Annotated in this window: 12 protein-coding genes and 2 tRNA genes; 5 read left to right on the forward strand and 9 right to left on the reverse strand. The window is 68.7% G+C overall.

Features of this window, described 5'->3' with window-relative positions:
• The first annotated feature begins 182 nt into the window (after nucleotides 1–182).
• Together MAY35_RS02240 and MAY35_RS02245 are read left to right on the forward strand one after the other, a co-directional pair.
• A complete protein-coding gene (locus MAY35_RS02240; RefSeq protein ID WP_238419015.1) occupies nucleotides 183–9,443 on the forward strand; it encodes a type I polyketide synthase in 9,261 nt (3,086 codons plus the stop codon).
• 53 nt (nucleotides 9,444–9,496) lie between these two features.
• The gene (locus MAY35_RS02245; RefSeq protein WP_238419338.1) at nucleotides 9,497–9,889 is read left to right on the forward strand and encodes a holo-ACP synthase; all 393 of its coding nucleotides are present in this window, start codon (nucleotides 9,497–9,499) and stop codon (nucleotides 9,887–9,889) included.
• 11 nt (nucleotides 9,890–9,900) lie between these two features.
• On the opposite strand, the gene MAY35_RS02250 is transcribed toward MAY35_RS02245, so the two are convergent.
• Both MAY35_RS02250 and bcp read right to left on the reverse strand, forming a co-directional pair.
• The gene (locus MAY35_RS02250) at nucleotides 9,901–10,530 is read right to left on the reverse strand and encodes a TetR family transcriptional regulator (RefSeq protein ID WP_238419016.1); all 630 of its coding nucleotides are present in this window, start codon (nucleotides 10,528–10,530) and stop codon (nucleotides 9,901–9,903) included.
• An 8-nt stretch (nucleotides 10,531–10,538) separates the two neighbouring features.
• Nucleotides 10,539–11,036, reverse strand: a complete 498-nt coding sequence (bcp, locus tag MAY35_RS02255) for a thioredoxin-dependent thiol peroxidase (RefSeq protein WP_238419017.1) — start codon at nucleotides 11,034–11,036, stop codon at nucleotides 10,539–10,541.
• 161 nt (nucleotides 11,037–11,197) lie between these two features.
• On the opposite strand from bcp, the gene MAY35_RS02260 reads away from it, so the two are divergent.
• The 3 genes from MAY35_RS02260 to MAY35_RS02270 all read left to right on the forward strand — a co-directional run bounded on the left by MAY35_RS02260 (nucleotide 11,198) and on the right by MAY35_RS02270 (nucleotide 13,097).
• On the forward strand, nucleotides 11,198–11,419 hold the full coding sequence (locus tag MAY35_RS02260; RefSeq protein WP_238419018.1) for a DUF3618 domain-containing protein: 222 nt from the start codon (nucleotides 11,198–11,200) through the stop codon (nucleotides 11,417–11,419).
• Between the two features lie 125 nt (nucleotides 11,420–11,544).
• Nucleotides 11,545–11,617 (forward strand) — tRNA-Lys (locus MAY35_RS02265).
• Nucleotides 11,618–11,906: 289 nt separating this feature from the next.
• Nucleotides 11,907–13,097 carry an Ig-like domain-containing protein gene (locus tag MAY35_RS02270; protein ID WP_238419340.1) on the forward strand — a complete coding sequence of 397 codons (1,191 nt, stop codon included), beginning with the start codon at nucleotides 11,907–11,909 and terminating at the stop codon, nucleotides 13,095–13,097.
• A 41-nt stretch (nucleotides 13,098–13,138) separates the two neighbouring features.
• On the opposite strand, the gene MAY35_RS02275 is transcribed toward MAY35_RS02270, so the two are convergent.
• The 7 genes from MAY35_RS02275 to MAY35_RS02305 form a co-directional block, all read right to left on the reverse strand.
• Nucleotides 13,139–15,184, reverse strand: coding sequence for a neutral/alkaline ceramidase (locus tag MAY35_RS02275; protein ID WP_238419019.1), 2,046 nt, complete (start codon nucleotides 15,182–15,184; stop codon nucleotides 13,139–13,141).
• A gap of 276 nt (nucleotides 15,185–15,460) precedes the next feature.
• Nucleotides 15,461–16,765, reverse strand: coding sequence for an RNA polymerase sigma factor (locus MAY35_RS02280; RefSeq protein WP_238419020.1), 1,305 nt, complete (start codon nucleotides 16,763–16,765; stop codon nucleotides 15,461–15,463).
• A 3-nt stretch (nucleotides 16,766–16,768) separates the two neighbouring features.
• Nucleotides 16,769–17,113 carry a YciI family protein gene (locus tag MAY35_RS02285; protein WP_238419021.1) on the reverse strand — a complete coding sequence of 115 codons (345 nt, stop codon included), beginning with the start codon at nucleotides 17,111–17,113 and terminating at the stop codon, nucleotides 16,769–16,771.
• A 134-nt stretch (nucleotides 17,114–17,247) separates the two neighbouring features.
• Nucleotides 17,248–17,320, reverse strand: a tRNA-His gene (locus tag MAY35_RS02290).
• Between the two features lie 100 nt (nucleotides 17,321–17,420).
• Nucleotides 17,421–18,020, reverse strand: a complete 600-nt coding sequence (gene orn / locus MAY35_RS02295; protein ID WP_238419022.1) for an oligoribonuclease — start codon at nucleotides 18,018–18,020, stop codon at nucleotides 17,421–17,423.
• Nucleotides 18,021–18,051: 31 nt separating this feature from the next.
• Nucleotides 18,052–18,858, reverse strand: a complete 807-nt coding sequence (gene cmrA / locus MAY35_RS02300; RefSeq protein WP_238419023.1) for a mycolate reductase — start codon at nucleotides 18,856–18,858, stop codon at nucleotides 18,052–18,054.
• A gap of 41 nt (nucleotides 18,859–18,899) precedes the next feature.
• Nucleotides 18,900–20,963: an NADPH-dependent 2,4-dienoyl-CoA reductase gene (locus MAY35_RS02305; protein WP_238419024.1), complete on the reverse strand. Its 2,064-nt coding sequence runs from the start codon at nucleotides 20,961–20,963 to the stop codon at nucleotides 18,900–18,902.
• Nucleotides 20,964–21,051 lie beyond the last annotated feature (88 nt).

Below are 21,051 nucleotides of genomic sequence, written 5' to 3' on the forward strand. Positions count from 1 at the left end.
GGCGGCCGATCGCGCCTGCGACATCGCGGATGTCGCGGGCGTACGCGTGAGAACTCCGGTCACACAGAGTTTTCCGCAGGGGCCGACCCCGCCTGCCACACACAGGCACACCGAAGACGCTCAACCCCATAGACACTCCGCCACCTCACACTCTCCAGACCGACCACTACACAGGAGTACCAGTGACAGTCGACCAGTTCCGTTCCGGCTCACAGGGCGCCGCCAACGCAGAGCGCCCGACCACCACGCTCATCGAGCGGCTCACCCAGGGCGAGCCCTACGCGGTCAGCTTCGGCGGTCAGGGCGGCGCGTGGCTGCCGACGCTGGCCGAGCTGGTCGTCGACGCCGACCTGGAACACCGGATCGCCAAGATCGTGGATTCCGCCGAACGGCTCGTCGCGCCCGTCGCCGATGACCTCGTCGTCGCCCGGGCGGCCGGTTTCCATCCGCTCACCTGGGTGCACGCGCACGATGCCGGCGACGAGGTCCCCTCCGAGACCGCGCTCGCCGACTTCACCCTCTCGGGGCCCGGCGTGCTGTTGACCCAACTGGCCGCCATCGAGGCACTCCGCAAGCAGGGGCTCGACACCGCCGCACTCCCGCCGAACGCCGTGGTCGGTCATTCGCAGGGATCGCTGGCCACCGATGCGGTCGGCGCCGAAGGCAAGGTCGCCGAGTCGGGGCAGGGACTGCTGCTCGCGGTCGCGCATCTGATCGGTGCGGCGGGCTCGCTCGTCGCGCGCCGTCGCGGCCTGGGTATCACCACCGACGGCACCCCGATGCTCGCGCTCAACAACGTCAGCCCGGCGCGAGTCGACGAGATCCTGGCGCAGTACCGTGCCGGACTCCCGGAGAGCGACCTGACGACCGCGCCGGTCGTGTCCATCGTCAACAGCCGTAACGCCCTGGTCCTGTCCGGCGCGCCGCGCCATCTGGCCGCCTTCACCGCACTCTGCGAGCGGATCGCCGCCACCGAGGCCGACGAACGCAAGCGCAAGCTGACCGGTGGCGCCCCGTTCGCCCCGAAGTTCGACCAGCTGCAGGTCTCGGTGGCCTTCCACCACCCGGGCATGGCCGAGGCCGTCCAGCTCGTCGCCGACTGGGCGGACCGGTGCGGCATCGACCGCGACCTGGCCACCCGTCACGCCCACGACATCCTCGTCGCCCGCGTCGACTGGGTGTCCGCGGTCGACTCGGTCGTCGCCGGGGGCGCCAAATGGGTCCTCGACTTCGGTCCCGGCGACATCGCCACCCGTCTCACCGCATCGCTCGTCCGTGGCCAGGGTGTCGGGCTGGTCCCCGCCGCCCTCCGCGTCGGGCAGCGCAACCTGTTCAGCCCCGGTGGCGTCCCCGAGGTCGCCGCGCCGTGGTCGCAGTTCGCGCCCACGCTCGCCGAACTGCCCGATGGCCGGACCGTGGTCGAGACCGCGTTCACCCGCCTCACCGGACGTTCCCCGATGCTGCTGGCCGGTATGACCCCGACCACCGTCGACCCGGCGATCGTCGCCGCCGCGGCGAACGCGGGCCACTGGGCCGAGCTCGCCGGCGGCGGCCAGGTCACCGAGGACATCTTCGCGCGCAACATCGCGACCCTGACCGATCTGCTCGAGCCGGGCCGGGAAGCGCAGTTCAACGCCCTCTTCCTCGATCCCTACCTGTGGAAGCTCCAGCTCGGCGGCAAGCGCATCGTGCAGAAGGCCCGCGCGCAGGGCGCACCCCTCGACGGCGTGATCGTCTCGGCCGGCATCCCCGAACTCGAGGACGCGGTCGCGCTCGTCGACGAGTTCGTGGAAGCCGGACTGCGGTTCGTCGCCTTCAAGCCCGGCACCGTGGAGCAGATCCGGTCGGTCGTGCGCATCGCCGCCGAGGTCCCGCACCACCCGATCATCGTCCAGATCGAGGGCGGGCGCGCGGGCGGTCACCATTCCTGGGAAGACCTCGACGACCTGCTCCTGGCCACCTACGGCGAGCTCAGGGCCCGTCCCAACGTGGTGATCTGCGTCGGCGGCGGAATCGGGACGCCCGAGCGCGCCAGCGAGTACCTCACGGGCTCCTGGTCGGCAGGCTACGGCTACCCGGGAATGCCTCTCGACGGCATCCTCATCGGCACCGCTGCGATGGCGGCGAAGGAAGCCACCACCACGCCCGAGGTCAAGCAGCTTCTCGTCGACACCGCCGGTATCGACGAGTGGATCGGTGCCGGACATGCCACCGCGGGCATGGCGTCGGGCCGCTCCCAGCTCGGAGCCGACATCCACGAGGTGGACAACACCGCCTCCCGCTGTGGCCGACTGCTCGACGAGGTGGCCGGGGACGCCGAGGCCGTGGCCGCACGACGCGGCGAGATCATCGCCGCGATGGCCGACACCGCCAAGCCGTACTTCGGCGACGTCGCCACCATGACCTACCGCGGATGGCTGGACCGCTACGCCACCCTCGCGGTCGGCGACGCGCGCGGCGAGCAGGTCCCGTGGGCCGACATCACCTGGCAGCAGCGTTTCGTGGAGATGCTCCAGCGCACCGAGGCGCGCATGCACCCGAAGGACTCGGGGCCCATCCCGACGATGTTCGGTGACGTCGTCTCCGCCGACGACCCGCACGCCGCCATCGACGCACTCGGCAGCGTGTACCCCGAGATCGACACCGACGTCCTGCACCCCGCCGACGTCGCCTTCTTCCTCGAGCTGTGCCGCACCCCCGGCAAGCCGGTCAACTTCGTGCCGGTCATCGACAAGGATGTCCGACGCTGGTGGCGCAGTGACTCGCTGTGGCAGGCCCACGACCCCCGCTACGGCGCCGACGCCGTGTGCGTCATCCCCGGGCCGGTCGCCGTGGCCGGCATCACGCGTGTCGACGAGCCGGTCGGCGAACTGCTGGATCGTTTCGAGGCCCGGGTCGCGGCCGATCTGCACACCGCGGGGGAGCAGCCGGTGGCCGTCGCCTCGCGCCACCGTGCCGGACTCGTCGACGACGCCGGCGTGCTGACCTCCGTGCTGGAATCCGACGACGTCAGCTGGGCGGGCCGCATCGTGGCGAGCCCCGTCGCCTTGCTCGGTGACCGGCAGTCCTGGACCGTGGTCGCCCCCGAGCGTGCCGAGCACGCCACCAGTGGCGCGGTGCTCGAGCAGGCCGGTCCCGCGACCGACGGTGCCACCCGCTTCGATCTAGTGGTGCCGATCTCCGGCGCCTCCGTCCGCATCCCGCTGCTCGCCGGCGACAGCCTCCGTGACGGCGGTGCCCCGCTGGTCGGGCTCGACGACGCGTCGAACGCGATGCGCGAGATCCTCACCGTCGCCGCAGGCGGCAGCCTCGCCGAGGTCGCCGACGGGGTCTCGGTCACCACCGTGACCTGGGAACCCGATTCGGTCGCCGACCACGCCTCGGTCACCGGCTTCTCGCTCCCGGCACACCTGCGTCCGACGACGCCGACCGATCCGTTCGGTTTCGCCGTGCCCGACACATTGGTCGGCGCATGCTGGCCGAGTGTCTTCAGCGTCATCGGTGCAGCCCGCACCGACGACGGCCAGCCGGTGGTGGAAGGGCTGCTCGACCTGGTCCACCTCGACCACGCGATCGCCCTGACTGGCGAGATCCCCACGACCGCAACCGAACTCACCGTCACCGCGCGGACCGGAGCGGTGCGCGACGCCGAGGTCGGCCGTGTCGTCGAGGTGTCGGTCGAGATCACGGGACCGTCCGGGCAGATCGCTACGCTCGACGAGCGGTTCGCCATCCGTGGACGCCTCGGAGCCGCCGAGCTCACCGATCCCGCCCGCGCCGGCGGCGCCCCGGTCGCCGAGCAGTCGGCCACGCGCAAACTGCTCCGCACCGCGACGATCACCGCCCCGAACCGGATGCACGGCTTCGCCGTGGTCTCGGGTGATCGCAACCCCATCCACACCGACTCCGCCGCGGCGAAACTCGCGGGTCTCGGCGATCCGATCGTGCACGGGATGTGGCTCTCGGCCGCGGCCCAGCAGGTCGTGACCGCCACCGACTCGAAGAAGCCCACCCCGTCCGCACGTCCGCTGATCGGTTGGACCGCGCGCTACCTCGGCATGGTCCGGCTGGGCGACACCATCACCGTCCGCGTCGACCGGGTCGGCCTCGACAACGGCCGCGAGGTCGTCGAGGTGAGCGCCAAGGTCGGCGACAACCTCGTCATGAGTGCCACCGGCCTGCTCGCCGCGCCGCGGACCGTCTACGCGTTCCCCGGCCAGGGCATCCAGAGCAAGGGCATGGGTCTCGACGCCCGCTCCCGTTCGAAGGCGGCCCGCAAGATCTGGGACCGCGCTGACAAGCACACCCGTGCGGCACTGGGCTTCTCGATCCTGGCCGTCGTCCGCGACAACCCGACCACCCTCGTGGCCAACGGGACCACCTACAACCACCCCGACGGCGTGCTGTACCTCACGCAGTTCACCCAGGTCGCGATGGCGACCCTCGGTGTCGCGCAGATCGCCGAGCTCAAGGAGTCCGGCGGCTTCGTCGAGGGTGCGATCACCTGCGGCCATTCGGTCGGCGAGTACAACGCCCTCGCGGCGTGTGCGGGAGTCCTGCCGCTCGAGGCGGTGTTGGAGGTCGTGTTCCAGCGCGGCGAGGCGATGCATCACCTGGTTCCGCGTGATGCGCAGGGGCGCAGCGACTATCGGATGGCCGCCATCCGGCCGAGTCAGTTCGGTCTGGCCGACGCCGACGTCACCGACTTCGTCGCGGGCGTGGGTGCCTCGGCGGGCGAGTTCCTCGAGGTCGTGAACCTCAACCTGCTCGGATCGCAGTACGCCATCGCCGGCACCGTACGGGGACTCGAAGAACTCGAGGCCGAGATCGACCGCCGCCGCGCCGAATTCGGCGGCAAGCGGGCCTTCATCCTGATCCCGGGTATCGACGTCCCGTTCCACTCGAGTGTCCTGCGCGCCGGCGTCCCGGAGTTCCGCGGCAAGCTCGCCGAACTGCTCCCCGCCGACATCGACATCGACATCCTCGTCGGTCGCTACATCCCCAACCTCGTGCCGCGGCTGTTCAACCTCGGACGCGACTTCGTGGAGGAGATCGCGGCACTCGTGCCGTCCGAGCCGCTCGACGCCGTGCTCGCCGACTGGGAGGCATGGGAGGCCACGCCGAACGAGCTGGCCCGTGTCCTGCTCATCGAGCTGCTGGCCTGGCAGTTCGCCAGCCCGGTTCGCTGGATCGAGACCCAGGAGCTGCTCTTCAGCGGTCCCGAGCGCAACGGACTCGGCGTCCAGCGCTTCGTCGAGATCGGTCTCAAGGGCGCACCGACGCTCTCGGGCCTGGCGACCAACACGCTGAAGCTCGACGACTACGCCGCGGCCACCACCGAGGTGCTCAACGTCGAACGCGACAGCGATGTCATCCTCGCGAAGGACGCCGGTCATGAGCCGGACGAGGACGAGATCGAGGCCCCCGCAGCCGCGCAGACGAGCGAGTCCGCGGCGGCAACCCCGGCACCTGCTGCCCCGGCAGCGCCCGCGGCGCCGACAGCACCCGCGGGCGGTCCGCGCCCCGACGACATCGCGTTCAGTCCGTCGGACGCGGTGAAGTCCGTGATCGCGCTGTGGACCAAGATGCGTGTCGACCAGATCGGGTCGGCGGACACCATCGAGGCCCTGTGCGACGGTGTGTCCTCGCGACGCAATCAGCTGCTCCTCGACATCGGCGGTGAGCTCGGACTCGGAGCCATCGACGGTGCCGCCGAGGCCGACATGAACGCCCTGTCCTCGACGGTGGAAGCGCTCGCACGCGGATACCGCCCACTCGGTGCGGTACTGACCGATGCGGTGAGCGACCAGATCCGCAAGGTCCTCGGACCGGTGGGCAAGCGACAGAACTACATCACCGACCGGGTCGCGAACGTGTGGCAGCTCGGGCCGGGATGGGGACTGCACACCACGGTCGCCCTCGCGCTGGGCACCCGCGAAGGTGCGTCCGTCCGCGGCGAGGCGCTGGGCAACCTGCTCGACGGTCCGCTGACCAACGCCGAGGCCCTCGACGCCCTCGTGGACCGGGCCGTGTCCGCGGTCGGGTCGGTCAAGGGCATCCCGGTGAGCAAGCCGGCCGCCGAATCCGGCGGTGGCGCAACGGTCGATGCCGCCGCGCTGGGTGAGTTCACCGAGCAGATCACCGGTCGCTCCGGCGCGTTGGCCTCCGCGGCCTACACCGTCCTGGAGAAGCTCGGACTCTCCGAGGTCGCCGACCTCGCCGAGGCCGCGGCCGACCCGAATGCCGAACTCGCCGAACTGGTCAGTGCCGAACTGGGCTCGGACTGGGCCCGCACCGTGGCGCCGGCCTTCGACGCCGCCAAGGTGGTGCTCATCGACGACCGGTGGGCCACCTGCCGAGAGGACCTCGTCCGTCTCTGGCTGCGGGACGAGCACGACGTCGAGGCCGGATTCGACGCCATCGTGCGCGGGTTCACCGGTGCGGGCAACGCTGTCGCCGAGCACGCGGCGTGGTGGCAGGGCAAGGCGCTGGCCGCCGGGAACGCCGTGCACGCACGGGCTTTCGCCGCCATCGCGCACGCTGCGGAAGATCCCGGCACCGGCATCTACAGCGGCGAGATCGCCGTGGTCACCGGCGCCAGCAAGGGGTCCATCGCCGCGGGCGTGACGGCCGGGCTGCTCGCGGGCGGCGCAACCGTCATCGCCACGACGTCGCGCCTGGATTCCGAGCGACTGGCCTTCTACAAGAAGCTCTACCGCGAGAACGCGCGAACGGGAGCGGCCCTCTGGGTCGCACCGGCGAACATGGCGTCCTACGCCGATGTCGACGACCTCGTCGCCTGGATCGCTGCTGAGCAAACCGAGAACCTCGGTGGCACAACGGCTGTCGTCAAGCCGGCGATGAAGCCGACCATGCTGTTCCCGTTCGCCGCTCCGCGGGTCGCCGGTGACCTCACCGACGCCGGCGGTCGCGCCGAACTCGAGATGAAGGTGCTCCTCTGGTCGGTGGAACGGCTCATCGCCGGTCTCGCCGACGCCCACTCCGATCACGACATCGCCGCCCGCGTGCACGTCGTGCTGCCCGGTTCGCCCAACCGCGGCATGTTCGGCGGCGACGGCGCCTACGGCGAGAGCAAGGCATCGCTCGACGCCCTCGTACAGCGCTGGTCGGCTGAAGAGTCGTGGGGTTCCAAGACGACCCTGGCGCACGCGCTCATCGGCTGGGTACGGGGCACCGGACTCATGGGCCACAACGACGGCATGGTCGACGCGGTCGAGGCCGCCGGTGTGCGCACCTGGAGCACCGACGAGATGGCTGCCAACCTGCTGACGCTGTGCACGCCGGAGCAGCGTGCGTCGGCGGCACAGGCTCCGATCCTGGCCGACTTCACCGGCGGGCTCGACAGCTCGACCGATCTGAAGGCACTCGCGGCGACGGCCGCAGCCTCGGCCGAGTCGGTCGAGGACGCAGACGCCGAGACCGCCACGACCGTCGCGGCACTGCCCGCACCGGCGCGCGCGCCTCGCGGTCTGCGTCCGTCGTGGCCGTCGATCGACGCACGTCCGGAGGACATGGTCGTGATCGTCGGCGCCGGCGAGCTCGGCCCGTACGGCTCGGCGCGGACCCGCTTCGAGATGGAGGTCGACGAGAAGCTCTCGGCGGCAGGCGTCCTCGAGCTCGCGTGGAACACCGGTCTGGTGCACTGGGATTCGGTCCCCAAGCCGGGCTGGTACGACACCGCCTCCGGGGATCCGGTGCCCGAGAGCGAGATCGCCGAGCGTTACCACGACGAGGTCGTCGCGCGGTGCGGTATCCGTCGCTACGCCGACGACGGGGCGATGATCGACAACACCTCGCCGCTGCTCACCTCGGTCTACATCGACGAGGACCTGACCTTCACGGTGAACTCGGAGACCGAGGCACGGGCATTCGCCGCTGCCAATCCCGAGAAGACCCGCGTCACACAGAACGCCGACGGTGACTGGCAGGTCACGCGCCTGGCCGGCACCGAGATCCGGGTCCCGCGCCAGTTCGCGCTGAGTCGGACCGTCGGCGGCCAGATCCCGACCGGGTTCGACCCGACCCGCTGGGGAGTCACCCCGGACATGGCGGAGTCGATCGACCGTGTCGCGCTGTGGAATCTGGTGGCGACCGTGGATGCGTTCCTGTCGTCGGGCTTCACCCCGAGTGAACTGATGCGCTGGGTGCACCCCGGTCTGGTGGCCAACACCCAGGGCACCGGCATGGGCGGCATGACGTCGATGCGCGACCTGTACGTCAACACCCTGCTCGGTGAGGCCAACGCCAACGACATCCTGCAGGAGGCCCTGCCGAACATCGTTGCCGCACACGTGGTCCAGTCCTACGTCGGCAGTTACGGCGCGATGATCCACCCGGTGGCGGCGTGTGCAACGGCAGCGGTCTCGGTCGAGGAGGGCGTGGACAAGATCCGCCTCGGCAAGGCGCTGTTCACGGTGTCCGGCGGCTTCGACGACCTCGGCATCGAGGGCATCGTCGGATTCGGTGCGATGTCGGCGACCGCCGACTCGGCGAAGATGACGGCGCGCGGCATCGACGATCGCCGGTTCTCCCGGGCCAACGACCGTCGGCGTGGCGGGTTCGTCGAATCGGCCGGTGGCGGCACGATCCTGCTCGCCCGTGGTGACATCGCAGCGGAGATGGGCCTGCCCGTCCTCGGTGTGGTGGCGTGGGCCCAGAGCTTCGGCGACGGTGTGCACACCTCGATCCCGGCTCCGGGACTCGGTGCGCTCGGCGCGGCCCGCGGGGCGCTGTCCTCGCCGCTGGCGAACTCGCTCAAGGCCCTCGGGGTGAGCGCCGACGACGTCGCGGTCGTGTCCAAGCACGACACGTCCACCAAGGCGAACGATCCCAACGAGTCCGAGCTGCACGAGCGGCTCGCGACGGCGATCGGCCGGGGCAAGGGTGCGCCGCTGTTCGTGGTGTCGCAGAAGTCCCTGACGGGTCACGCCAAGGGTGGCGCGGCCGCCTTCCAGCTCATCGGGTTGTGCCAGATGCTCCGCGACGGGGTCATCCCGCCCAACCGCAGCCTGGACTGCGTCGACGACAAGATGGCCGAGTACCCGCATCTGGTGTGGCCGCGCGAGACCCTGCAGCTGGGGGAGCGGTTCCCGCTCAAGGCGGGTCTGCTGACCAGCCTCGGCTTCGGTCACGTGTCCGGACTGATCGCGGTCGTCCATCCCGAGGCGTTCATCGCGTCGCTGGCGCCCGAACAGCGTGATGCCTACCGGCAGCGCGCCGATGAGCGGGCGCGCCAGGGCAAGCAGCGCTTCCTGCAGTCGATCTGTGGTGGCGAGGCGGCCTACCAGCGTCCCCCGAACCGCCGCTTCGACGAAGCGGTCGACGAGCACGACGCCGAGGCCGGCATGCTGCTCGATCCGCAGGTCCGGCTCGACGGCGCCGACGTGTACGGCGCGAGCGAACCGGTCGCGGGGAGCCGGTGACGGCGCATGACGCGAGCGGGCAATCCGTTGGCGGCACGGCGGATTCCGACGGCATGAGTGTCCTCGGCGTGGGGATCGACATCGTGTCGATCCCGGAGTTCGGCGAGCAGCTCCGACAGCCGGGTACGACGTTCGCCGACCGGTTCACGGTCGGCGAGCGTCGGGACTCGGCTGCCGGAACCGGCGACGACGCACGGCATCTCGCGGCCCGCTGGGCGGCGAAGGAGGCCGTCGTGAAAGCGTGGTCGGTCAGCCGGTTCTCGAGATCGCCGCTGCTGCCGCTCATCCGGCACAGCGACATCGAGGTGGTCACCGACAACTGGGGCCGTCCGGCCATCCGGTTGTCCGGCGAGATCGGTGAGCATCTGCGTGAGGCCACCGTGCACGTGTCGCTGACGCACGACGGCGACACCGCGGCGGCCGTTGCGATCCTCGAGGGCAGGTAGCCCGGCCCGGCTCAGATGGTGCTGGTGGTCTCCTCGAGGAGCAGGTAGCCCGCGAGCATCCGCTTGAGTTCGGAGACGGTCTCGTCGTGATCGTGACCGTCCTGTACGGAGAAGCTCAGCAACGAGTAGGCCGTGTGCACCAGCACCTGGGACATCATCTCGCGTCGCTCCCGCTGTGACGGCGTGAGCGGCGCGATGATGCGTGCCACCTGTTCGGCGAGCACCCGTTCGTTCAGCGATGCGGTCGCGCGGGTCGCGGGTGTGGACTGCACGGCCAACCACACGGCGCGCCGCGACGGGTCGGTCCGCCAGAGCGCGGCGAGGTGGTCGAGGAACTTCTCGAGCAGACTCGGCCACTTCAGTGACGGCACCTCTGAGGAGAACGCGGTCAGTTCCTCACGGACGTCGACGGTGTCCTGGCGGTCGAGTTCACAGACGATGACGTACTTGTTCGCGAAGTACTGGTAGAGGGTGCCGATCGGCACCTCGGCACGGGTCGCGATCTCCTCACACGTCAGCGACTCGAAGCCGACGTCGATCAGCAGTTCCCGGGCCGCCTCGAGCATCGCCTGGAACTTGCGCTTGCTGCGTTCCTGCGTGGGCCGCTTGCGCGGCACCAGTGGTTGGGCGGCCTCGGACATCGGATCTCTCAGACAGACAGGTCGCGCCGCAGCTTGGCGACGTGCCCGGTGGCCCGGACGTTGTACTGCGCCAGAGCGATGGTGCCGTCGGGGTCGACGAGGAACGTCGAGCGGATGACACCGGTGACCGTCTTGCCGTACATCTTCTTCTCGCCGAAGGCGCCCCACTCGGTGAGCACCTTCTTCTCCGGATCGCTGAGCAACGGGAACGTGAGTCCCTCGGCCGCGACGAACTTCGCCAGTTTCGCGGGCTTGTCCGGAGAGATCCCCAGCACGGCGATGCCCGCCTCGTTCAACTCGCCGAGGTTGTCGCGGAAGTCGCACGCCTGCTTGGTGCATCCGGGGGTCGAGGCGGCCGGATAGAAGTAGACGACGACCTTGCGACCCGCGTAATCCGACAGCGAGACCGGGTTGCCGTCGGCATCGGGCAGGGTGAACGCCGGGGCGCGGTCACCGGCGGCCAGGCGGGTGGCCGGTGCCGGGTCCGAGGAAGTGAGCTCTGCCATGCACGCCAGGCTAGTGCATGGCCACGTGCGGGGACGTCGGGATGTCGTAGCATCGAAGCGCTGCCCTGGCCGCGGTGGACGCCGTGGCCGGTCGCCGGTCGGACCTGTGTCGGACCGTCGACGGGCGAGAAGTCAATCGAGAAGCGCCGGAAGGATGCAACGTGGCCGGAGACACCGAACGTATCGAGCAGGAGATCGCCAAGGCCCGGGAGGATCTGGCCGGCACGCTCGACGCGTTGGCCGAACGTGCCAACCCGCAGCGCCTCGCCGACGACGCCAAGTCGAAGGCGCTCGCCACGCTGCAGACGCCTGCGGTCAAGTACACGCTCGCCGGGGTCGGGGCGCTCGTGCTGATCCTCGTCATCCGCAAGGTCGCCTCCTAGCCATCCGCGATCACCGGGTGCGAGAGGCCTTCCCAGGAAGACCCACTCGGCTGCAGAACCCGCTCCGAACAGGCGATTTCACTTCTGCCGCGCGGGTCCTGTAAGGTTCCTTCTCGCACCGCCAAGCGCCATTAGCTCAATTGGCAGAGCAGCTGACTCTTAATCAGCGGGTTCGGGGTTCGAGTCCCTGATGGCGCACAGAGTCCACAAGACGCCTCGCATCACTGCGGGGCGTCTTCTGGCATCTCGGATCGTTTCGCCCACCGACGGCGGTGGATGAACAGCAGGTGAACGTTCATCCGTTCCGGCGCGCGACGCGCCACTCGAACGGATGACCGGACATTGATTCGGCCCGATCTCTCGTACACTGGTCCGGGACATCGGGTTCGACATCTCGGTTTCGGAGAATTCGGTGCATCGGGGACCGGCCGCTCGGGGTCGGGACGGGACAGGCGGGAGTGAGATGGGGATCGGTCGTACTCGACGGATGCCGCTGATCATCAGCGGTGTGTTGTTGGCAGTGGTCGCGCTGGTGACGTCGTGCACGCAGGAGCCCTCATACTCCGACAACGTCAGCAGCTCCAGCCTTTTCGACGATCTGCTCAAGCCCGGTCTCGAGATCACCGAGTTGGCCGAGCGTCCGCTGAGCGACAACGCCGTCGGTGTGCAACCGGGCGCACCCATCAAGGTGAAGACCAGTGAGGGCACCATCAGCCGCGTGCTCATCAAGAAGTCCGACGGCACGCCGCTGAAGGGCAACTTCGCCGACAACGACACGGTGTGGGTCAGCAGCGAGGCTCTCGGCTACAACCGCACGTACACCCTGGAGACCGATGCGGTCGGCATCGGCGGCGCGGTCACCAAGAAGGTCACCTTCACGACCAGCAGCCCCAACAATCTGACGCAGGCCTACCTGACGCCGAGTCCCGGCGAGACGGTCGGCATCGGGCAGCCGGTGGCCGTCAAGTTCGACGAACCGATCGCGGATCGTCGTGCCGCACAGCAGGCCATCAAGATCACCACCGATCCGCCGGTGGAGGGGGCGTTCTACTGGATCAGCCCCAGCGAGGTGCGCTGGCGTCCCGCCGAGTACTGGAAGCCCGGCACCAAGGTGCGCGTCGCGGTGAACACCTATGGCATCGACCTCGGTGACGGCCTGTTCGGTCAGGAGAACGTGCGCACCAACTTCACGGTGGGCCGCTCTATGGTCATCACCGCCGACGACAACACCAAGCAGGTCGTCTTCGAACGCGACGGCAAGGTCATCCGGACCATGCCCACGTCGATGGGCAAGCCCGGCGACGAGACCGACAACGGCGTGTACCTGGTCTCGGACAAGCACGATCACATCATCATGGACTCGTCGACGTACGGTGTGCCGATCACCTCGTCGAACGGGTATCGCACGCCGGTCGATTACGCGACGCGAATGTCCTACAGCGGCATCTTCTTCCACTCCGCTCCGTGGTCGGTGTGGGCGCAGGGCAACACGAACACCAGTCACGGCTGCCTCAACCTGAGCCCGGAGAATGCGCTGTGGGTCATGGAGAACACCCTGCGCGGCGACCCGGTGGTCGTGAAGAACACCACGGGCGGAACCCTTTCCGGAACCGACGGCCTCGGCGACTGGAACATCCCGTGGTCGGTGTGGCGTAAGGGCAACGCCGACAACGCCTGACCGATCCGGGCCAGACGCGCTGACTGCGCGGTCCGTCGGCGTCAGCCGACCCGGAATGTCCGGGACGTGCCGATGACGGGCCGCAACTGTCCGTCGGCGGTGCGACTGTCCCCGAAGTAGCGCACACGATGCACCCCGGCGGTGCCCGCCGGTGGTCGCCAGATGACGGTGATCCGTGAGGCGTCCGGGCTGCCCGCCGGTCGCGCCCATCGGAACTCGGTGGACCAGTCGTTGTCGTCGGCCACCGTGGTCCATCCGCCTGCGGTGCGTCGTTGGATCTCCAGGTAGGTCCGTCCGTGCCGAAAGTCGTTGTTGGGGTGAGCACCGACGAACTCTACGGTCACGGTCGAACCGGGGCGACAGCTCTCCCGTGGCTGCCGCAGGACGTCGCCGTATCGCCGTCCGGCCATCGGACGGTCGGGCGGGACCGGTGGCAGCAGATCGGGTTGCAGTCGTGACTTGTCCACTGGTGCAGGGCCACGTCCGAGCCGACGCCCCGACGCCATCGCCGCCGCGAGCCCGGCGAACTCCTGCATGTAGGCCGCCAGCGTGAACCGGCCGAACATCGTCTCTCCGCCCTCGTACTGCTGGAGGTCGTATTCCTCCGGCGTCGTGACGTATTGGGTGAACGCATTGGAGTAACCCTGGACGAGGACGTTGTCGATGTCGGTGCGGAGCTCGTCTGCGACGACCCGGCGAAGGCGCAGGCCCGCCACCACGGTCACCTCGGCAGGTACCCCGACGAGGACGAGTTCGCCGATCCGCAGAATCTGCAGCGGGACCACCGACGGGATCCATCCCGACGGTGGAAGTAGTCCGAGTGGGAACGCGATCAGTTTGGGCGCCTGCATGTCTCGCATCCACGGCGCGACGGGCGGTGGGCGATCGCCGCCGAGAGCGGTGACGAGCGGGTTGGTCATGCCCTCGACCAGGAAGGGCAGCGGCTGCTCGTAGTTGTCCTCCGTACTGGTGGCCGCCGCGCCGGCGCCCATCATCGCCGGTGTCGTCGTCGCCGCTCTGCCGTCGGGGGTGAAGGTCCCGGCGATCCGGACCGACGACATGTCGACGTATCGGGTGATCGAGTCGACCCCACCCCGCGACATCGCGCGGGAGGTGTCGAATGCCCGTTGTCCTGCGACGTACTGACGTTCGCCGATGAGTTCGCAGTTGCGGCGGTTGTCCGAGGTCGGCCCGCTCGGACTGAACCGCGTCAGCGCCAGGTTGGGCGTCATGTCCCCGGAGTTCGTCTGCGGGAATGCGGCGACGAAGCCGGGCCGGCTGCGTTCCCACAGGTAGCTGGCGTATCCCTTGTTGTCGCCTGCGATGAGGACGTTGTGGTCGGTGAGAGAGGTGCCGTGCGTCGGGAACCAGGTGATGGCACCCACATCCCGGTCACCGGACGCGTCGTGGTGTCGGAGCCGCAGCACGGTGACCTGCGGGTCGATCGCATTGGGGAATGACCGCCGATCCGACGCCGGGTTGGCGTCGAAGGCGACTCTCGACCGGTTCCGGCTCGCGTCGTGCAATTCCTCCCGGCCGATGCTGATGCTGCCGGGTGCGAGGTTATGGTGTGCGCGCTCGATGGCGGCGAACATGCCGTCGAGCTCGGCCTCGTACGAGTTCTTCTTGAACCCGAACGCGGCCAGCGAGTACGCGTAATCCCATGCGGTGCCGCCGCAGGACGCGTGCGAATGCTGCGCGTTCAGGTTCACGTTCGCTTCGGTGTACAGCGACCCGAACCGGTTTCGGAGCCTGGCCATCAGGCCGATGTGGTGCGACTGGAACAGACACGCGATGTCCGCGGTCAGGAACACGACGCGCTTGCCGGTGGCCCGGTCGACGACGATGTAGGCACGCGCCCAGCAGCGCTGCAGCAGCCCGGCCGCGACCTGCTCGGGGTTGGAGTAGCCCATCATGCCCTGCCCCGCGACCGCCCCGGTCATATCGGCGATGCCGCATCCGACCAGGTAATCGGTGGAGTCCGCAGGGGTCGCCACGGCCTGCCCGGTGGTGATGGTGGGTGCGAGAGCCGCTCCGGTTGCGGCGACTGCGGCGCCGGCGATGAGTTGCCGGCGGGTCACCTCCATGCGGGGAGCCCTACGGGTACCGGACGATGGCAACACCGGTCGTCGGCCGCGTCCCGAGGATGCGGCCGTGGGGTCGACGACAGGGGATCAGTCCTCGTCGTGGTGGTGATCTTTGCCGGGGCCCGGGATTCCGACGATGAAGCCGGCTCCGATGATGATGCACGAGATCAGGGCGACTGCGGGCATGACCCAGTAGGAAGGCATGTGGTGAACGTTACTGCGGGACAGGCTCTCGCGCCGGGCTTCCGGGGCTTTCGGAGTCGAAGGTCCCGACCGTCATGGGGCCGTGGACCCGTTGACCGCGAGGCCGGCCAATGCATCGGCGAGGTAGTCGCGCTCGGCGTCGTTCCCGGGAAGATCGATGGCTCGCCGGTATGCCGCGGCAGCCGCGGCGTCGTCGCCGAGTTCGGCGAGTGTGAGTGCGCGTGCGATGTGGAACGGGCGGAATCGGTCGAGGGCCTTGTCCGAGGCCAACCGGTCGAGCATCGCGAGCCCGCGGGCGGGGCCGAATGCCCGCCCCGCCGCGACGGCGCGTCCGACGCGCACCACCGGCCCGGGGTCGTGTGCTTCGAGCAGTCGGTAGAGGACCGTGATCTGTGCCCAGTCCGTGTCATCGGCGGTCGGTGACTCCGCGTGCACCGCCGCGATCGCGGCCTGAATCGCGTAGGGCCCGGCATCACGTTGCGCCGCAGCCACTTCGGCGAGGCCGACACCTTCGGCGGCCAGTTGTGCGTCCCAGAGCGACCGGTCCTGTTCGGCGAGCGGGATCGGACGCCCCTGCCCGTCGGTTCGCGCCGGGCGCCGTGACTGGGTGAGTAACAGCAACGCGAGCAGGCCGGTGGTCTCGGCGCGGGGGAGTAGTGATCGCAGAGTCCGCGCGAGGGCGATGGCGTCGGCGGTGATGTCGTCGCGGGTGTGCGAGTCACCTGTCGACCGCGCGAACCCTTCCGAGTACAGCAGGTACACCACGCGCAGTACCCCGCCGAGCCGATCGGTGAGGTCGTCGGGACGTGGGGGTGCAAAGGGGACGCCGAGAACGCCGATTCGCTTCTTGGCGCGCACGATTCGCTGTTGAGCTGTCGGTATCGGGATGAGCAGCGCGTGGGCCACCTCGGACGTGGTGAACCCGGCGACGAACCGAAGGGTCAGCGCGATCCGGTCCTCGAGTCGCAGTACCGGGTGCGTGCACGCGAAGAACATGCCGAGCCGGTCGTCGGGCATCACGGGTGAGACGGCGTCAGCCGGGTCGGCGAAGTCGGGGTGAGAGGGTGCGCGTTCCGAATCCGATTGCAGCTGTGCCAGTTTCCCCGCGAGTACACTTTCCCGCCGCACGACGTCGAGCGCCTTGCGTTTGGCCGTCGTCGTCAGCCAGGCCTCCGGGGAAGTCGGGATTCCTGATTGCGGCCAGCTGACGAGAGCCTGCGCGAGGGCGTCCTGGAGGGCGTCCTCGGCGAGGTCGAGGTCGCCGAACTTCCTGGTCAGCGTCGCCAGCACCCGGGCGCGGACGTCGCGGTCGATGCCGGACACCGCCCGACGGGCCGCGGATTCGGCGGCCGCCGGACGGTGCGGGTTCTCGGTCATCGGTCAGTACGGGGCGAGGGCCCGGATCTCGACGTGACCACCGGGGGCCGAGCCGGGACTGCGACGTGCCCATTCGAGCGCCTCGTCGATGTTCTCCACGTCGATCACATAGACACCGCCGACGAACTCGCGGACCTCCGCGAACGGGCCCGACGACGCCACGACGCGTTCCCCGCTGTCATCGGTGTGCACGACGGCGCGCTCGTCCTCCAGGGCGAAGGAGCTGACCACGACACCGGCCTTGGTGATCTCCTCGTCGAAGGCGAAGAACTCCTCGGGGCTGGCGCCGCCGTCCTCGCCGCATCCCGGATCGTTGACGTGTCCCATCAGCAGCAATGCGTACTTCATCGTGTCTCCACTCGTTCTGGACTTTTTCTGGGCCGAACCGGGGCGGTCCGACATCATGGTGACGTACGGGGAGAGCGCAGATCGACAGCTATACGAAAAGCCCCGCCTGCGAGTCGCAGACGGGGCTTCGTCGGGGTGGATGACGGGACTCGAACCCGCGACAGCCAGGATCACAACCTGGTGCTCTACCAACTGAACTACATCCACCATCGGCGTCGGAAACCTGGCGTGTGCGCCGGGCCTCAGAGCCATCAATACTCTAGCGGGTCGGTGCCGCAGAACTCCAATCGGTTACCGACCAGCGTGTTCAGGCAGGTCCGAGATCCGTGACGATCTGGGCCAATGCGTCGGTGTCGGGCCCGGGAGCAGGGACGAAGGCTGCTGCACGGTAGTAGCGCAACTCCCGGATGGACTCCCGGATGTCGGCGAGTGCGCGGTGCGCCAGGCCCTTCTCGGGCTGGCCGAAGTAGACACGCGGGTACCAGCGGCGGCACAGCTCCTTGATCGAGCTGACGTCGACCATGCGGTAGTGCAGGTACGCGTCGAGCTCGGGCATGTCCCGTGTGATGAATCCACGGTCGGTCGCGATGGAGTTGCCCGCGAGAGGCACCGCGCCCGCGGTGGTCACATGCTTGCGGATGTAGTCGAGGACCAACTTCTCGGCTTCGGCGAGGGTGACGGTGGAGGCGCGCACCTCCTCGGTGAGTCCGGACGCCGCATGCATCTTGGTCACCACGTCCGGCATCGCCGCCAGCGCCTCGTCGTCGGCATGGATGACGACGTCGACGCCCTCACCCAGGATGTTGAGGTCGCCGTCGGTCACGAGGGCCGCGATCTCGATGAGTTTGTCCGACTCGAGTCGGAGTCCGGTCATCTCGCAATCGATCCACACCAGTTTGTCCTGCACGCGACAACCTTAGCCAACCCGGGGCGTTCGTCTACTCCGTGCTGAACTTCTTGTAGAAACCGCCGACGATGGGTGCGACGACGCCGCGCGGGGTGTAACCGCCCGCCACCGACATCGCCTTGGACAGGGTTCCGGGCACGACTCGCATCTTGTTGTGCGCCATCGCATCCAGACTCATCTGCGCGACCTTCTGCGACGAGTGCCACAGGAAGTCGGGGACCACCTTGTCCACGATGGACGCCTCGTCCGGGCTCGGGGTGTGTGTGCGGACCGGCCCCGGCGCCAGCAGGGTGACGTGCACGCCCCGGCTCGACACCTCGCCGCGCAGCGATTCGCTGAAGGAGTTCACGAACGCCTTGGACGCGGCGTAGGTGGCGTTGTTGGGGATGGGCATGTTCCCGGCCGCCGACCCGACCATCAGGATTCCGCCCGAACCCCGCTCGACCATCTGCGGCAGGACCGCCAGGGTGAGGTCGTGAACGGCGTTGACGTTCAACCGGACCTGCGCGCGTTCGTAGTCGGCGTCGAGGTCGGCGACCGCACCGAAGGTCGCTATGCCGGCGTTGTTGCAGAGGATGGAGATCTCGCGGCCGGCGAACTCCGCGGCGAGGACCTCGACCTTCGACGGGTCGGACAGGTCGACGGCACGCACCTCTACGGAGACGCTGTGCCTGCCTCGCAGTTCCCCGGCCAATTCTTCGAGGAGCTCACCGCGGCGGGCCACCAGGATGACCGAATGACCCCGGGCGGCCAGTGCTCGCGCGAGCTCGCGTCCGATCCCGGACGACGCGCCGGTGACGACTGCGCGGGCGTTGGCTGAGGGCGGCGGTACCGGCATGTCGCCATGGTAACCGCCGCCGTCTCAACCCCTGACGACGCTCAGTTGATCCCGGCCGCGACTTCGGTGCCCTGACGGATGGCGCGCTTGGCGTCGAGTTCGCCCGCGTAATCCGCGCCGCCGATCACATGCGTCGTCACGCCGGCGAGGGTCAACGGATCGATGAGATCGCGCACCGATTCCTGTCCCGCGCAGATCACCACGTTGTCGACCTCGAGGACGCGGGTCTCGGTCACGTTGCCCTCGTCGTCGCGGAAGCTCAGATGCAGACCCTGGTCGTCGACCTTGTCGTAGGTGGCCCCGGTGATCTGCTCGACGCCCTTCATCTTCATGGTGGCGCGGTGGACCCAACCGGTCGTCTTGCCGAGGGATTTGCCCTGCTTGCCGGCCTTGCGCTGGACCATGTAGACCTGGCGAACGGGTGGGAGGGGCCGGGGCTTGGTGACGAAGCCGGGCTTCTCCGGGTCCTCGGTCACTCCCCATTCCTGTTCCCACTCTTTGAGGTTCAGGGTCGGGGACTCATCGGTCGTGAGGAACTCGCTGACGTCGAAGCCGATTCCGCCTGCACCGATGACGGCGACGCGCTTGCCGATCTCGCGGTGACCGAGCACGGCGTCGGCGTACGACATGACCATCGGGTGGTCGACGCCCGGGAAGACCGGGATGCGCGGGACGACACCGGTGGCGACGATGACGTCGTCGTACTTCTCGGCGATGATCGTGTCGGCGTCGGCGCGGGTGTTGAGCCGCACCTCGATGCCGAGCACCTCGATCTGCCGGGTGAAGTACCGGATCGTCTCCTTGAACTCCTCTTTGCCCGGGATGCGAGACGCGATGGAGAACTGGCCTCCGATGGAGTCACCACCCTCGAACAGGGTGACCTTGTGCCCGCGCTGCGCCCCGGCGACCGCGGCCGAGAGGCCCGCCGGTCCGGCGCCGATCACGGCCACGCGCTTGGCCTTTCGCGTCGGCCCGAGCACCAGGGTGGTCTCACGGCCGGCCCGCGGGTTCACCAGGCAGGACACGTGCTTGCCGACGAACGCGTGGTCCAGGCACGCCTGGTTGCAGCCGATGCAGGTGTTGATCTCGTCGGCACGTCCCTCGCGCGCCTTGTTCGCCAGGTGCGGATCGGCGAGGAACGGGCGTGCCATCTGGATGGCGTCGACGCGACCGTTCGCCAGGATCTCCTCGCCGAGCTCGGCGGTGTTGATGCGGTTGGCGGCGATCAGCGGGATCGAGACCTCGTCACGGAGACGTTCGGTGAACTTCACGAACGCGCCGCGGGGGACCGAGGTGACGATGGTGGGGACCTGCGCCTCGTGCCAGCCGATGTCGGTGTTGATCGCGTCGACGCCGTACTGCTCGGCCTTGCGGGCCATGAGCGCGACCTCGTCCCAGGTCTGCCCCTTGCGGATCAGGTCGGCGATGGACTGACGCAGGATGACCGGGTAGTCGCGGGGTACCTGGCGGCGGATCTCCTTGATGACCTCGACCAGGAAACGCTGACGGTTCTCGGTGCTGCCGCCCCACTTGTCGGTGCGGTCGTTGGTGTGCGGGCACAGGAACTGGTTGATGAGATAGCCCTCGCCGCCCATGATCTCGATGGCGTCGTAACCGGCCTTGCGCGCCAGTTTGGCGGATCGTCCGAAGGACTTGATGACGTGCCGGATGATCGGCTCGGTCATCCGGAGGTGTTTGAACGGGTGGATCGGCGACGGATCGGTACCCGGCGCGACCTTGAACGGCGTGTACCCGTAGCGGCCCGCGTGGATCAGCTGCATCGCGATCTTGCCGCCCTCGTCGTGGACGGCCTTCGTCACGCGCTTGTGACGGGTCATGTCGAAGGCGTTGGTCATCTTGCCGCCGGCGAACGCGAGCAGGCCGGTCCGGCTCGTACCGAATCCGCCGGTGATGATCAGGCCCGCACCACCTTTCGCGCGTTCGGCGAAGTAGGCGGCCAGCTTGTCGGTGTCCCAGAAGCGATCCTCGAGACCCGTGTGCATGGAGCCCATGATCAGACGGTTTTCGATGGTCATGCCGCCGATCTGCAAGGGCATGAACAGATGCGGATAGTTCGGGTTGGGCTGTGCCGTGTGGGCTGACATGGCGCGACCTTTCGTCTCGGTGGATCGGTTCGTGGGGTTCGGTTCGGCGGAAATCGGTACTAGATGCTGATCACGTTGTGCGAGAGGT

Origin of the sequence: Gordonia sp. 'Campus' (assembly GCF_022206305.1) — a bacterium.
GTDB lineage: Bacteria > Actinomycetota > Actinomycetes > Mycobacteriales > Mycobacteriaceae > Gordonia.

Coding starts and splice junctions, on each gene's coding strand:
- MAY35_RS02270 (WP_238419340.1), top strand. CDS start 11,907: ATGCCGCTGATCATCAGCGGTGTGTTGTTGGCAGTGGTCGCGCTGGTG.
- MAY35_RS02245 (WP_238419338.1), top strand. CDS start 9,497: ATGAGTGTCCTCGGCGTGGGGATCGACATCGTGTCGATCCCGGAGTTC.
- MAY35_RS02275 (WP_238419019.1), bottom strand. CDS start 15,184: ATGGAGGTGACCCGCCGGCAACTCATCGCCGGCGCCGCAGTCGCCGCA.
- MAY35_RS02305 (WP_238419024.1), bottom strand. CDS start 20,963: ATGTCAGCCCACACGGCACAGCCCAACCCGAACTATCCGCATCTGTTC.
- MAY35_RS02280 (WP_238419020.1), bottom strand. CDS start 16,765: ATGACCGAGAACCCGCACCGTCCGGCGGCCGCCGAATCCGCGGCCCGT.
- MAY35_RS02250 (WP_238419016.1), bottom strand. CDS start 10,530: ATGTCCGAGGCCGCCCAACCACTGGTGCCGCGCAAGCGGCCCACGCAG.
- MAY35_RS02285 (WP_238419021.1), bottom strand. CDS start 17,113: ATGAAGTACGCATTGCTGCTGATGGGACACGTCAACGATCCGGGATGC.
- bcp (WP_238419017.1), bottom strand. CDS start 11,036: ATGGCAGAGCTCACTTCCTCGGACCCGGCACCGGCCACCCGCCTGGCC.
- cmrA (WP_238419023.1), bottom strand. CDS start 18,858: ATGCCGGTACCGCCGCCCTCAGCCAACGCCCGCGCAGTCGTCACCGGC.